Raw genomic sequence first — 12,468 nt, 5'->3', positions numbered from 1 at the left:
CCAGGTTTCTTGACATATGTCGAAAAGGTGCCATTCTGGTCCTACCGCGGTTTCGATATATGTCTCACAGGTAGGAGTACGTCATGTCACGTCTTCAGCTCGCCCTCAACGTCGATGACCTCGACGAATCGGTGAAGTTCTACGCCAAGCTGTTCAATACCGAACCCGCGAAGGTGCGGGAGGGGTACGCGAACTTCGCGATCACCGAGCCCCCGCTCAAGCTCGTGCTGATTCAGAATCCCGGCCAAGGCGGTTCGGTCAACCACCTCGGTGTCGAGGTCGAAACCAGTGATCAGGTGCGTGGCGAGATAGCACGCCTCAGCGACGAGGGCCTGTTCACCCAGGAGCAGATGAACACCACTTGTTGTTTCGCCGCGCAGGACAAGGTCTGGGTTTCGGGACCGGCCGGCGAACAGTGGGAGGTCTACACCGTGCTCGCCGACTCCGAGGTGTTCGGCACCAGTCCCGAACTGCTTGCCGACGATTCGGGCGACGTCGGCACGTGCTGCACCGGCGCCCGTGCGGAGAGTGGGCTGCAGGCCGCCGCGCCGTGTTGCTGATACATCCCTGAGCGTCGGCCGAGGGTCTGTGTGCCCTCGGCCGGCGTTCACGCGCTGTTCGTTTGCGTACTAATTTGATATCGGTCAATATCGATGAATGTCGAAACAGCAATTGCAGCTGACCGATGAGTCCGGCTGCGCGGCGGTCCCACTGGTCCGCGAACCGCTGTCCGCGGAGGCGGCCGGTGAATTGGCGGTGAAGCTGAAGGCGCTGGCCGATCCGGTGCGATTGCGGTTGATGAGCGCGATTGCCAGCCACGCGAACCAAGAAGCCTGCGTGTGCGATGTGTCGGCGGGAATCGACCTGTCGCAGCCGACAATCAGCCATCACCTCAAAGTGCTGCGGAATGCCGGTCTACTCGATCGGGAGCGCCGCGGCTCATGGGTCTACTACCGAGTCGTGCCCGACACATTCGTGGAGCTCGCCGCCTTGTTCGATACAGCGGGGCAGTACGCGTGAACAGCATTCCGCTCGGCCGCAGGCTCATCGCCGAGTTCCTCGGTACGGCGCTATTGGTGACGGTCGTAGTTGGCTCCGGTATTGCGGCCCAACAGCTCTCGCCGGGCGATGTCGGGCTGCAGCTATTGGAAAACTCGACTGCGACCGCACTCGGCCTCGCGGTGTTGATTCTGCTGTTCGGGCCGATATCCGGGGCGCATTTCAACCCCGTCGTCTCTGCCGTGGACTGGGTGTTGGGTCGCCGCGCAGGCACGGGCTTGGCCGCCTCGGAAGTTGCCACCTATTCGGTGGCGCAGATCGCGGGCGGCGTCGTCGGCGCTGTGCTGGCGAACGTGATGTTCGACCTCGGGGCGTTCCAGATCTCCGATGAGGATCGGATCACGTCCGGCCACGTGATCGGTGAAATCGTCGCCACCGCAGGGTTGATCGCGGTCATTTTTGCGCTCGCACGGTCTGGTCGCGCCGCGTTGTCAGCCGCGACCGTCGGCGCGTATATCGGTGCCGCCTACTGGTTCACGTCGTCGACGTCGTTCGCCAATCCCGCAGTCACGATCGGGCGAATGTTCTCCGATACGTTCGCCGGTATCGCGCCCGGGTCGGTGCCGGCATTCATCGTGGCGCAAATCATCGGTGGCGCAATCGGACTAGGCGTTATTGCGGTGCTCTACCCGGACGCGAGTGCCTCGGCGGGCGATGCTGTCGTGCCGCACGGCTCGGATCCGAATGTTTCCCTCTCCTCCAACTCGACTGCCCGACAGGCAAATTCGTCCGAAAGGGACTGACAATCATGGCCTCAGCCGCTCCGTCGGTGTTGTTCGTCTGCATTCACAACGCGGGCCGATCGCAAATGGCGGCGGGTTTCCTCCGTGCGTTTGGCGGTGAGCATGTGCAGGTCCGCTCCGCGGGCAGTGAGCCCGCCGAGCACGTGAACCCGGCCGCCGTCGCCGCGATGGCGGAGGTCGGCATCGACATCGCCGACCGGAAGCCGAAGAAGCTCGCGTACGAAGCAGTGGAATCCGCTGATCTCGTGATCACCATGGGCTGCGGGGACGCCTGTCCGGTGTTCCCCGGGGTCGACTATCGCGACTGGCAGCTGGAAGATCCGGCGGGCAAGGGCATCGATTCGGTCCGCCGAATCCGCGACGAGATCGAAGGCAGAGTCCGCGAACTGGTCGCCGAATTGGGCATCGTCAACGCTTAGTTCGCCGATTGGCGGTCGTAGTGTCGAGCCCATGACTCGAGGACTCCGAACCTTCCTGACGTTCCAAGGCGGCGTCGCGACTGCCGCGCTCGATTTCTACCGCGACGTCTTCGACGACTTCGATCTCCTCACGATCGACCGCTGGGCCGCTGGGGAGGGGCCGTCCGAGGGCACCGTCAAGGTTGCGACGTTCCGCATCGCCGGGGGCGAGTTCAGCTGTTCCGACAGCCCGGTCGACCACGAGTGGGGGTTCACTCCGGCGGTGTCGCTCTGGGTCGACTGCGAGGACGACACCGAGCTCGAGCGGCTTTTCGACCGGCTCGGAGACGGCGGCCGCGTGTACATGCCGCTCGACAACTACGGGTTCAGCACCCGGTTCGGCTGGGTGGGCGATCGGTTCGGCGTGACCTGGCAGCTCAACCTGGTGTGACCGCCACCATCGATCACTAGGCGAACAGCGGCCTGCGGTCGGTCCACACCGACGCTTGGCCCGCGCCGCGCCACAGGCGGGCGACGAAGTCGACATCCTCGTCGGTGACCAGATTGCCCATGAGCCGGACCGCAACCCGCATCACCGCGGCGGATCGCAATGCGCGCGGTCCGGCCATCGGCAGCACCCGGGGATGAGTGGTTGCCTCCGCGATCCGGCGGGCCACCGAGAACGCCCGGCCGTAGTGCGCGCGCAGGGTCTCGGGCCAGACCAGCGTCAGATCCGGCTCGTCCAGTAGGTCGGCGAGCATTCGCCCGCCTTCGAGCCCGTAGTCGATGCCCTCGCCATTGAGCGGGTTGACGCACGCCGCGGAGTCGCCGACCAGCGCCCAGTTCGGCCCCGCGATTCCCGACACCGCGCCGCCCATCGGCAACAGCGCCGAAGACACCGCGCGCAGCGGCCCCTCGAACTGCCAGTCGTCGGTGCGAAGCCGGGTGTACTGCTCGAGCAGCGGCCGCAGCGCGACATCGGCGGGGCGCTTCAGCGTCGCCAGCGACCCGACGCCGATGTTCACCTCGCCGTTCGCCAGCGGGAACACCCAGCCGTACCCGGGCTGCAACCCTCCCTCGGTATCACGCAACTCCAGATCGGAGCTGATCCACTCTTCGGTGCTGCGCTCTGTCTTCGCGTACGCGCGGGCCGCGACGCCGTAGGCGCTGTCGCGATGCCAGGTTCGGCCGAGTTGCTTGCCGATGGGCGACCGAACGCCGTCCGCGACGATCAGGGTGCGGCACGTGATGGTCTGTCCACCTGCCGGCGTCTGCACGGTGACCGACTCGACCCGCGCATCGGCGCGCTTGACCGACACCGCCTTCGCGTGCACTGCGGTCGCACCGGCCTCGACGGCAACCGTCCGGATTCGATCGTCGAGTTCGGTGCGGGCAACGGCACTGCCGACGGTTGGTAGAACACCGCCCGGCCAGGGAATCACCTGTGTATGACCGAACCCAGCGAGCTTCAGTCCCCGATTCACCGCCCTGGAGCGCACCCAGTCGCCGAGGCCGAGCCGGTCGAGTTCGCCCACCGCGCGAGGCGTGAGCCCGTCGCCACAAGTCTTGTCCCTTGGGAACGCCGCGGCGTCGATGAGTACGACCTCGTGGCCGCGCCGCGCGGCCCAGGCCGCAGCCGCCGATCCGGCAGGGCCCGCACCGACGACGAGCACGTCGGTGGCCGCGGGGATGCGGGCGATGTCGGCGGATTGCGGATCGTGGGCAGGCACGCCTCCATCTTTCCGCACGGCCCAGTGATCATGGCGACGCGCCGCGCAGCACACCGACCGGCTAGGTTCTTAGGGTGGTTTGGAACGCTTTGGCGCGAGAAGAGACGGGCACATCCAGCGTGAGCGACGACAACACGACGGTGGCGGGCATCGATCTTGGTGACCCGGAGCTGGCGGCGGCGGTCCGTGACGGTCTGGCCGAGGTCGAGAAGCTGATGATCGCCGAGCTTTCCGAGGGCGAGGACTTTCTCACCGAGGCCGCGTTGCACCTGGTCAACGCGGGCGGAAAGCGGTTCCGTCCGCTGTTCACCGTGTTGACTGCGCAGCTCGGCCCGAACCCGACGTCGCCGGACATCGTCACGGCCGCGACCGTCGTTGAACTTGTGCACCTGGCCACGCTCTATCACGACGACGTGATGGACGAGGCGAGCATGCGCCGCGGCGCCCCGAGCGCGAACTCCCGTTGGAGCAACAGCGTCGCCATCCTGGCCGGCGACTACCTCTTCGCCCACGCCTCCCGCCTGGTCTCCACTCTGGGACCCGAGGCAGTGCGCATCATCGCTGAAACGTTCGCCCAGTTGGTCACCGGCCAGATGCGCGAAACCGTCGGGGTCAAGCAGGAAACCGATCCGGTCGAGCACTACCTGAAGGTGGTGTGGGAGAAGACCGGCTCGCTCATCGCGGCCTCGGGCCGATTCGGCGGCACGTTCTCGAACGCCGAACCGCAACATGTGGCGCTCCTCGAGGAACTCGGCAGCATCGTGGGCACCGCATTCCAGATCTCCGACGACATCATCGACATCTCCTCGGTCTCCGAGCAGTCCGGCAAGACGCCGGGCACGGACCTGCGCGAGGGCGTGCACACGCTGCCCGTTCTCTACGCACTGCGCGAGGAAGGCTCCGACGGCGATCGGCTGCGGGAACTGCTCGCAGGCCCGGTGACCTCGGATGAGGACCTCGCCGAGGCGCTGGCGCTGCTCGATGCCTCGCAGGGCATGGTGCGTGCGAAGCAGCGGCTCGAGGGCTTCGCCGATCGTGCCCACGAGACGCTCGCGAAGCTGCCGGCGGGACCGGCGAACGATGCGCTGGCCAGGCTGACCCGCTACACGATCGAGCGGGTCGGCTGACGCCGAAGGGAACTACACCCCACAACGGAGTCGTTGGCACAGTGACAGGGGAGTAGGGCAGGAGAGGTCATGCACGGTCACGGGTTCGCGAACGGCGCCAAGACGTTCGTGTTGCTGGTCGGTATGTCGGCGCTCATCGTGTTCATCGGCGCCCTCTTCAACAGTCCATTGATCCTCTGGATCTCCGTGGGGCTCGCTGTGGCGATGAACGCCTACGCGTACTTCAACAGCGACAAGCTCGCCCTGCGCGCTATGCACGCCCAGCCGGTGACCGAGCTGGAAGCGCCGGTTATCTATCGGATCGTTCGTGAACTCGCGACGACTGCGCGCCAACCGATGCCGCGGCTCTACGTCAGCCCTACGAACGCGCCGAATGCCTTCGCCACCGGCCGCAATCCTCGTCACGCCGCGGTGTGCTGCACCAGCGGCATCCTGCAGATCCTCGACGAACGTGAGCTGCGCGCGGTGCTCGGGCACGAGCTCTCGCATGTGTACAACCGCGACATCCTCATCTCGTCGGTAGCGGGCACGCTCGCGGCTGTGATCTCGGGTCTGGCCAATATGGCCTTCTTCGCCAGTGTCTTCGGCGGCAACCGCGAGGGCGGCAATCCGCTCGCGATCCTGCTCGTCTCGCTACTCGGCCCGATCGCGGCGACCCTGATTCGGCTCGCGGTGTCCCGGTCGCGCGAGTACCAGGCCGACCAGTCCGGCGCCGAGCTGACCGGTGACCCGCTCGCGCTGGCCTCCGCGCTGCGCAAACTCGAACGTGGCACCCAGGCCGCGCCGCTCCCACCGGAGCCGAAGCTCGCCTCCCAGTCGCACCTGATGATCGCCAATCCGTTCCGCGCAGGTGACCGCGTGGGCCGGATGTTCTCCACACATCCGCCGATGGCCGAGCGGATCGAGCGGCTCGAACGCATGGCAGGGATGCACTGATCGGTCGCCGAATGATTGCCGGCGACGGCGATCTGAGACCGGTGGCTCGTCAGGTGTGACATTCAGTGGTTGCTGAGCGATAACCCGAACATGTCGTCGAACGAGCCGACCATGAACGCCCAACACGATTTCTGGACCCAGTGGGTCCAGGACTCGGTGGAGTGGGAAGTCAACAAGGACAACGAACGCCGCGCTCACCATGTTCTCGACGCGATCGATCGGCTTGCCCGCCCGGATCCGCGCACTCTCGATATCGGCTGCGGAACAGGCTGGCTGACCACCCGGCTCGCGACCCGTGGCGACGCCACAGGCGTCGACCTACCGACCGAGCCGATCGCGGAGTTGGGCCGTAGGCACCCGGAGATCACCTGGCAAGCGGGTGACTTCGTCGCCCTCGACCTGCCTGGCGGCTACGACGCGATCGTTTCCCTGGAGACCGTCGCGCACGTCCCCGACCAGCAACGATTCGTTGCCCGGATCGCAGAACTGCTGCGCCCGGGGGGAGTTGTTGTGCTCACGACGCAGAACCCGACGATCTGGAATCGCACGAGTTTCCTGCGCCCGCCGGGGCCCGGGCAGATCCGTAATTGGCCCACCAGGGCGCGGCTGATGGAGCTGTTCGAGCCGTACTTCGCGCTGGAGCCGATTCGTACGTGCGCCCCCGGCGGTGACCGGGGCTGGCTGCGCGTACTGCACAGCCGCCCGGTCAACGGTTCGCTGCGCCGCGTGCTCGGCGACGAGCGCTGGACCGCGACTCAGGAACGTCTCGGACTCGGGCGCAGCCTGGTGCTCGTCGGCACGCTGCGCTGAGATCCGACGTTCGTCAGCGGTAGTTGACGAACTGCAGCGCGATACCGAAGTCCTCGCCCTTGAGCAGCGAGATCACGGCCTGTAGATCGTCGCGCTTCTTGCTGCTGACCCGCAGCTCCTCGCCCTGGACCTGCGCCTTGACGCCCTTGGGGCCCTCGTCGCGGATCTTCTTGGAGATCTTCTTCGCGTTCTCCGAGGAGATGCCCTGGACCAGCGACCCGGTGACTTTGAACACCTTTCCCGAGGCGGCGGGCTCGCCGGCATCGAATGCCTTCAGCGAGATGTCGCGGCGGATCAGCTTCTCCTTGAACACCTCGAGGGCGGCGTTGACCCGGTCCTCGGAGTCCGCGGTGATGACGATCGCCTCTTCGCCGGACCATTCGATCCCGGCGCCGGTACCGCGGAAGTCGTAGCGCTGGGTCAGCTCCTTCGCTGCCTGGTTGAGGGCATTGTCGACCTCCTGGCGGTCGACCTTGCTCACCACATCGAACGACGAATCGGCCACAACAACTCCTCGCAAATCGGTTGTCTTCGGGTCCCGATGCGTGGCCCGGCCGGGCGTGGCATCGGCGTGTGAAACGACGCTAGCAAGCCGACGCGCAGCATTTATGCGCACTCCGCAGACTGCGCTCCGGTGCTTCTCGGTCGTTCCGCAAGCTGCGCTCAGGTACTTCTGGGTCGTTCCGCAAGCTGCGCTCCGGTGCTTCTACCACGCGGTTTGCATCGTGGGTGCAGGTTCGTTGTATTCTTCTCTGCGCGTCGAAGCGGCGGGAAACCCGCGAAATTCGCGCGAACGGCAGATTGCCCGAGCGGCCAATGGGAGCGGACTGTAAATCCGTCGGCTTATGCCTACGTAGGTTCGAATCCTACATCTGCCACAACGAGACCCCGGGTCGCCACAAGGCACCCGGGGTTCTCACTTTCCAGGCGGCGCGAGCCGCACGGGAAGGATTCGGAAAGGGCGCTGACCACACGGTTTGGCGTGCAGGCCTCGGTCTGTGTAACCTTCTGAAGGCTTCGAACGCATCCCAGGACGGGTTGAACCGAACTAGGTGCGAGCGTAGCCATGCCCCCTTAGCTCAGTCGGTAGAGCGTTTCCATGGTAAGGAAAAGGTCAACGGTTCGATTCCGTTAGGGGGCTCGCTGGATTGAGGTGCCGTCTTGATTGGCGCCGAGAAGGGCAAGGCGATGTAGCTCAGTCGGTAGAGCAAACGACTCATAATCGTTGTGTCGCCGGTTCAAGTCCGGCCATCGCTACAAGAGACTAGATACCCCCGATCGCCCACCGGCACCGAATGCCCGGGCCGATCAGTAGAGGCGAAAGAAGGCGTGTCGTGGCATCCTCCACCGATGTGCGGCCCAAGATCACCTTGGCCTGCGAGGTGTGCAAGCACCGCAACTACATCACGAAGAAGAACCGTCGCAACGACCCGGACCGGCTCGAGCTGAAGAAGTTCTGCCCGAACTGCGGTACTCACCGGGCGCACCGCGAATCTCGCTGATCCCACGCGACGGACCCGACGAGTTCGTTCAGGTCTCGCGGGTTAGTTAAGAGGATTCTTCAAGTGAACAGCAGCGTTTCAGACGACGTGCAGACCGCCGCCGATCCCAGCGATCCGGCGGCGCACGCGTTGGCAATGGTGGGTCATCATTACCGCGTCGAAGACCATTACGAGGTCGGCCGCGAGAAGGTCCGCGAGTATGCCCGCGCAGTGCAGGATTACCACCCGCTGCACTGGGACGAGAACATCGCCGTTGAACATGGTTATTCCGGCCTGCTCGCACCGCTGACCTTTATCTCCCTGGTCGGCATTCTTGCCCAGCGCAAGATGTTCGAGAACATCATCACCGGCTACGACCTGAGCCAGATCATGCAGACCGATCAGGTGCTCGAGTTCCACAAGCCGATCCAGGTGGGCGACCAGCTCACCTGCGACGTCTACCTCGATTCGTTCCGGCAGGCCGCCGGCACCGACATCATGGTCACCAAGAACATCGTCACCGATCAGAACGACGAACTGGTGCAGACCACTTGGACGACGCTGATCGGGCGTACCGGTGGCGATGTCGATGAGAACATTGCGCACGCCGTCGAGGATGTCGTCATGCACGGCGTCGGCGCCGAGGCACCGGAGCCGCAGCCGATCGGTGGTCCGAAGCCGTTCGTCGAGCCGAAGACTCCGGCTGCGCCGAAGGTCACCGGACTGGTCCGCACCTTCGAGAGTGTTTCGCAGGGCGATGAGCTGACTCCCCGCACCGTGCGACTCACCCGCGGAGATCTGGTGAACTACGGCGGAGTTTCGGGCGACGCGAACCCGATCCACTGGAGTGACGATATCGCGAAGCTTGCCGGACTCGACAACTGCGTCGCCCACGGCATGCTCACCATGGGTCTCGGCGCCGGCTTCATTTCCGGCTGGCTCGGCGACCCGGGCGCGGTCAAGGACTACAGCGTGCGGTTCACCGCTCCTGTGAAGGTCGATCCGCACAAGGCCGCCGAAGTCGAGTTCACCGGACGGGTCAAGTCGCTCGATCCGGAGACCCGCACCGCGGTCATCGCGATCGTGGCGAAGTCGGACGGCAAGAAGATTTTCGGTCGAGCCACCGCCGCCGTTCAGCTGGCATGACGGGCGGTATGGCGTGCGTGACACCGCGATTTCGGTCCGGCGCGGCAGGTAACGTACACTAAAGTTTCTGGGGTCAACCAGCGCTGCGCGCTGCCCGACCGGCCTGCTCCGGGTCGAGGGGTGGCGCGCGTGTTGTGTGATCGCAGAGTGGCTGGGGCATCGGAGAAATCCGAAACGAATGGCCCAGCCGAAGGGGCGTAGCTCAACTGGCAGAGCAGCGGTCTCCAAAACCGCAGGTTGCAGGTTCAAGTCCTGTCGCCCCTGCCCTTGATGCCAGCGACTGAGAGGATCGAAGTGAGCGACGAGCGCGACACGCTCGACGGTGGCTCGACCGGCAACCGCCGGAACGACGCCGACGCGAACGGAAGTTCCGAATCCTCGGTCGCCCGGCCGACTGGGAAGCGGACGAGCCGTCGGACCCGTGATGACGGTTCGGTTGCTGTCGCGCCGCGATCCTCGTCGGCGGGATCGGATGCCGACAAGAAGACGCAGTCGGCGAAGAAGTCGGCCAACACCGAGGGCCGTGGCAACCCGTTCAAGCGGTTGCGCAAGTTCCTGCGCGAGGTCGTTGCCGAGCTGCGCAAGGTGATCTGGCCGAACCGCAAGCAGATGATCACCTACACGAGCGTGGTGCTGGTGTTCGTGGTCGTGATGGTCGCTTTCATCGGCGGACTGGATGTGGCGTTCATCAAGGGCGTCGAATGGTTGTTCGGCTAGACGGTGGGTGAACCCACAAACCGGCCGCACACAACGTGGCGCGCAGCGCGCGCCCCGAGATGCACGTTGACGACACGAGGAGCGAGTGCCAAGTGAGCACCCCGGAGAACGGCGAACTGGACGAGGCCGTGGCGCAGGACGCCGCGGCCATCGAGGGTTCTGCCGACGAGAACGTGGACGCTGACGCGGCGCCGGAGGATACCGACGTGGCCGCGGAGGCGGCCGACGTATCCGACGAAGCCTCCGAGGTTGCTGCCGAGACTGCTGATGAGGCGCCCGCCGAGGCTGCCGACGAAGCGCCCATCGACGAAGTCGCCGAGTTCAAGGCGAAGATGCGGCTCCAGCCGGGCGACTGGTACGTGATCCACTCGTACGCCGGTTACGAGAACAAGGTGAAGTCCAACCTCGAGAACCGCGTGCAGAACCTCGATGTGGGCGACTACATCTTCCAGATCGAGGTGCCCACGGAGCAGGTCACCGAGATCAAGAACGGCCAGCGCAAGCAGGTCAAGCGCAAGGTGCTGCCGGGCTACATCCTCGTTCGTATGGAGCTCAACAACGACTCGTGGGGCGCTGTGCGCAACACGCCGGGTGTCACCGGCTTCGTCGGCGCGACGGCCAGCACCCAGGCCTCCGGCGGTCTGACCCAGCGTCCGACCCCGCTGACCATCAACGAGGTCATCAAGTTCCTGATGCCGGAGTCGGCACAGAAGAAGCCTGCGGCTGCCGCCGCGGCGTCCGGCGAGGGCGCCACCGAGCTCACCGCGAAGCCGGCCATCGAGGTCGACTTCGAGGTTGGGGAATCCGTGACCGTCATGGACGGTCCGTTCGCGACGCTGCCCGCCAGCATCAGCGAGGTCAACGCCGAGCAGCAGAAGCTCAAGGTGCTCGTGTCGATCTTCGGCCGTGAAACACCGGTCGAGCTGGCCTTCACTCAGGTCGCGAAGATCTAACCGTCGCGGCGCCAGCGCCGTGAACCCGAACTTGCCATCCGCAAGAACCAGCAACAAACCTAGGAAACGAAAGATGCCCCCCAAGAAGAAGAAGCTCGCCGGGATCATCAAGCTTCAGATCCAGGCCGGCCAGGCGAACCCCGCCCCTCCGGTGGGTCCGGCGCTCGGTCAGCACGGCGTCAACATCATGGAGTTCTGCAAGGCGTACAACGCGGCGACCGAGTCGCAGCGTGGCAACGTCATTCCGGTCGAGATCTCGGTTTACGAAGACCGCACTTTCGACTTCAAGCTGAAGACTCCGCCCGCCGCACGGCTGCTGCTCAAGGCCGCCGGCCTGCAGAAGGGCTCCGGCGAGCCGCACAAGACCAAGGTCGGCAAGGTGACCATGGATCAGGTGCGCGAAATCGCCAAGACCAAGGCAGAAGACCTCAACGCGAACGACATCGAGCAGGCCGCGAAGATCATCGCCGGTACCGCACGCTCGATGGGCATCACGGTCGAGGCCTGAGTCAACTCAGCTCCACCTGTGGGAGGGCCGGCCAGGCCCGATAACCACATCTGAACCAACTAGAACGGACAGCACAACATGGCAAAGCGCAGCAAGGCTTATCGCGCAGCGGCCGAGAAGGTCGATATCAACAAGCTCCACTCCCCGCTCGAGGCGGCTCGCCTCGCGAAGGACACCGGCTCGACCAAGATGGACGCGACCGTCGAGGTCGCCGTTCGTCTCGGCGTCGATCCCCGCAAGGCGGACCAGATGGTCCGCGGCACCGTCAACCTGCCGCACGGCACCGGTAAGACGGCTCGCGTGATCGTGTTCGCCGCGGGCGAGAAGGCCGCCGAGGCCGAGGCTGCCGGCGCGGACGCCGTCGGCGCCGAGGACCTGATCGAGCGGATCCAGGGCGGTTGGCTCGACTTCGACGCCGCAATCGCTACCCCTGACCAGATGGCCAAGGTCGGCCGCATCGCGCGTGTCCTTGGCCCGCGCGGTCTGATGCCGAACCCGAAGACCGGCACCGTCACCACCGACGTTGCCAAGGCGGTCAACGACATCAAGGGCGGCAAGATCAACTTCCGCGTTGATAAGCACGCCAACCTGCACTTCGTGATCGGCAAGGCGTCGTTCGACGAGGCGAAGCTGGTGGAGAACTACGGCGCCGCACTGGACGAGATCCTGCGTGCGAAGCCGTCCACCGCCAAGGGCCGCTACGTCAAGAAGATCACGGTTTCGACCACCACCGGACCGGGCATCCCGGTGGACCCGAACCGTACCCGCAACCTTCTCGAAGAGGCTGCAGAGTAGGCACCCGCACCAACGACGAGGGCCGGCACGGACTTTCCGTGTCGGCCCTCGTCGTTCTTGCTGTG

At 65.2% G+C, this 12,468-nt stretch carries 16 protein-coding genes and 4 tRNA genes; 18 read left to right on the top strand and 2 right to left on the bottom strand.

Features of this window, described 5'->3' with window-relative positions:
• Window positions 1–83 precede the first annotated feature (83 nt).
• The 5 genes from A8G08_RS19795 to A8G08_RS19775 all read left to right on the top strand — a co-directional run bounded on the left by A8G08_RS19795 (window position 84) and on the right by A8G08_RS19775 (window position 2,651).
• The gene (locus tag A8G08_RS19795) at window positions 84–560 is read left to right on the top strand and encodes an ArsI/CadI family heavy metal resistance metalloenzyme (protein ID WP_068278036.1); all 477 of its coding nucleotides are present in this window, start codon (window positions 84–86) and stop codon (window positions 558–560) included.
• A gap of 97 nt (window positions 561–657) precedes the next feature.
• Window positions 658–1,020, top strand: a complete 363-nt coding sequence (locus tag A8G08_RS19790) for an ArsR/SmtB family transcription factor (protein WP_068278034.1) — start codon at window positions 658–660, stop codon at window positions 1,018–1,020.
• Window positions 1,017–1,802, top strand: a complete 786-nt coding sequence (locus tag A8G08_RS19785; RefSeq protein ID WP_068278032.1) for an MIP/aquaporin family protein — start codon at window positions 1,017–1,019, stop codon at window positions 1,800–1,802. Before A8G08_RS19790 ends, A8G08_RS19785 begins: the two co-directional genes overlap by 4 nt.
• Window positions 1,803–1,807: 5 nt before the next feature.
• Window positions 1,808–2,221 carry an arsenate reductase ArsC gene (locus A8G08_RS19780; protein WP_068278030.1) on the top strand — a complete coding sequence of 138 codons (414 nt, stop codon included), beginning with the start codon at window positions 1,808–1,810 and terminating at the stop codon, window positions 2,219–2,221.
• A gap of 31 nt (window positions 2,222–2,252) precedes the next feature.
• On the top strand, window positions 2,253–2,651 hold the full coding sequence (locus A8G08_RS19775) for a VOC family protein (RefSeq protein WP_068278027.1): 399 nt from the start codon (window positions 2,253–2,255) through the stop codon (window positions 2,649–2,651).
• A gap of 16 nt (window positions 2,652–2,667) precedes the next feature.
• Here A8G08_RS19775 and A8G08_RS19770 read toward each other — a convergent pair whose 3' ends face one another.
• Window positions 2,668–3,930, bottom strand: coding sequence for a geranylgeranyl reductase family protein (locus A8G08_RS19770; RefSeq protein WP_068278025.1), 1,263 nt, complete (start codon window positions 3,928–3,930; stop codon window positions 2,668–2,670).
• A 119-nt stretch (window positions 3,931–4,049) separates the two neighbouring features.
• On the opposite strand from A8G08_RS19770, the gene A8G08_RS19765 reads away from it, so the two are divergent.
• The 3 genes from A8G08_RS19765 to A8G08_RS19755 all read left to right on the top strand — a co-directional run bounded on the left by A8G08_RS19765 (window position 4,050) and on the right by A8G08_RS19755 (window position 6,803).
• Window positions 4,050–5,057, top strand: coding sequence for a polyprenyl synthetase family protein (locus A8G08_RS19765; protein ID WP_068278020.1), 1,008 nt, complete (start codon window positions 4,050–4,052; stop codon window positions 5,055–5,057).
• Window positions 5,058–5,126: 69 nt separating this feature from the next.
• Window positions 5,127–5,993: a zinc metalloprotease HtpX gene (gene htpX, locus A8G08_RS19760; protein WP_068278017.1), complete on the top strand. Its 867-nt coding sequence runs from the start codon at window positions 5,127–5,129 to the stop codon at window positions 5,991–5,993.
• Between the two features lie 111 nt (window positions 5,994–6,104).
• Complete coding sequence (locus A8G08_RS19755) at window positions 6,105–6,803, top strand: class I SAM-dependent methyltransferase (protein ID WP_169823337.1); 699 nt, start codon at window positions 6,105–6,107, stop codon at window positions 6,801–6,803.
• A 13-nt stretch (window positions 6,804–6,816) separates the two neighbouring features.
• Here A8G08_RS19755 and A8G08_RS19750 read toward each other — a convergent pair whose 3' ends face one another.
• On the bottom strand, window positions 6,817–7,308 hold the full coding sequence (locus tag A8G08_RS19750) for a YajQ family cyclic di-GMP-binding protein (RefSeq protein WP_068278013.1): 492 nt from the start codon (window positions 7,306–7,308) through the stop codon (window positions 6,817–6,819).
• 290 nt (window positions 7,309–7,598) lie between these two features.
• Between A8G08_RS19750 and A8G08_RS19745 the strand changes: the two genes are divergently transcribed.
• From A8G08_RS19745 to rplA, 10 genes are all read left to right on the top strand, one after another.
• A tRNA-Tyr gene (locus A8G08_RS19745) sits at window positions 7,599–7,681 on the top strand.
• 190 nt (window positions 7,682–7,871) lie between these two features.
• Window positions 7,872–7,944, top strand: a tRNA-Thr gene (locus A8G08_RS19740).
• A 43-nt stretch (window positions 7,945–7,987) separates the two neighbouring features.
• Window positions 7,988–8,060, top strand: a tRNA-Met gene (locus A8G08_RS19735).
• A 77-nt stretch (window positions 8,061–8,137) separates the two neighbouring features.
• Entirely contained in the window at window positions 8,138–8,305 is a 168-nt protein-coding gene (gene rpmG, locus A8G08_RS19730) for a 50S ribosomal protein L33 (protein WP_068278012.1), read from the top strand.
• A gap of 135 nt (window positions 8,306–8,440) precedes the next feature.
• Window positions 8,441–9,430 carry a fused (3R)-hydroxyacyl-ACP dehydratase subunits HadA/HadB gene (locus A8G08_RS19725; protein ID WP_157108680.1) on the top strand — a complete coding sequence of 330 codons (990 nt, stop codon included), beginning with the start codon at window positions 8,441–8,443 and terminating at the stop codon, window positions 9,428–9,430.
• Window positions 9,431–9,621: 191 nt separating this feature from the next.
• Window positions 9,622–9,694, top strand: a tRNA-Trp gene (locus A8G08_RS19720).
• A 30-nt stretch (window positions 9,695–9,724) separates the two neighbouring features.
• A complete protein-coding gene (gene secE, locus A8G08_RS19715; RefSeq protein ID WP_068278006.1) occupies window positions 9,725–10,147 on the top strand; it encodes a preprotein translocase subunit SecE in 423 nt (140 codons plus the stop codon).
• 92 nt (window positions 10,148–10,239) lie between these two features.
• Window positions 10,240–11,100 carry a transcription termination/antitermination protein NusG gene (nusG, locus tag A8G08_RS19710; RefSeq protein WP_068278003.1) on the top strand — a complete coding sequence of 287 codons (861 nt, stop codon included), beginning with the start codon at window positions 10,240–10,242 and terminating at the stop codon, window positions 11,098–11,100.
• A gap of 73 nt (window positions 11,101–11,173) precedes the next feature.
• Window positions 11,174–11,608: a 50S ribosomal protein L11 gene (gene rplK, locus A8G08_RS19705; RefSeq protein WP_068278000.1), complete on the top strand. Its 435-nt coding sequence runs from the start codon at window positions 11,174–11,176 to the stop codon at window positions 11,606–11,608.
• A 78-nt stretch (window positions 11,609–11,686) separates the two neighbouring features.
• Entirely contained in the window at window positions 11,687–12,403 is a 717-nt protein-coding gene (gene rplA, locus A8G08_RS19700) for a 50S ribosomal protein L1 (protein ID WP_068277997.1), read from the top strand.
• Window positions 12,404–12,468 lie beyond the last annotated feature (65 nt).

Source organism: Aldersonia kunmingensis, assembly GCF_001646865.1.
Lineage (GTDB): Bacteria > Actinomycetota > Actinomycetes > Mycobacteriales > Mycobacteriaceae > Aldersonia > Aldersonia kunmingensis.
This window is presented reverse-complemented; position numbering and strand designations above follow the sequence as displayed.

What these genes read in the sequence shown, in the direction of transcription:
- A8G08_RS19725 (WP_157108680.1), top strand. Translation starts at nt 8,441, where the DNA reads ATGGTGGGTCATCATTACCGCGTCGAAGACCATTACGAGGTCGGCCGC.
- rplK (WP_068278000.1), top strand. Translation starts at nt 11,174, where the DNA reads ATGCCCCCCAAGAAGAAGAAGCTCGCCGGGATCATCAAGCTTCAGATC.
- A8G08_RS19780 (WP_068278030.1), top strand. Translation starts at nt 1,808, where the DNA reads ATGGCCTCAGCCGCTCCGTCGGTGTTGTTCGTCTGCATTCACAACGCG.
- rplA (WP_068277997.1), top strand. Translation starts at nt 11,687, where the DNA reads ATGGCAAAGCGCAGCAAGGCTTATCGCGCAGCGGCCGAGAAGGTCGAT.
- htpX (WP_068278017.1), top strand. Translation starts at nt 5,127, where the DNA reads ATGCACGGTCACGGGTTCGCGAACGGCGCCAAGACGTTCGTGTTGCTG.
- A8G08_RS19755 (WP_169823337.1), top strand. Translation starts at nt 6,105, where the DNA reads ATGAACGCCCAACACGATTTCTGGACCCAGTGGGTCCAGGACTCGGTG.
- A8G08_RS19795 (WP_068278036.1), top strand. Translation starts at nt 84, where the DNA reads ATGTCACGTCTTCAGCTCGCCCTCAACGTCGATGACCTCGACGAATCG.
- A8G08_RS19775 (WP_068278027.1), top strand. Translation starts at nt 2,253, where the DNA reads ATGACTCGAGGACTCCGAACCTTCCTGACGTTCCAAGGCGGCGTCGCG.
- A8G08_RS19790 (WP_068278034.1), top strand. Translation starts at nt 658, where the DNA reads ATGTCGAAACAGCAATTGCAGCTGACCGATGAGTCCGGCTGCGCGGCG.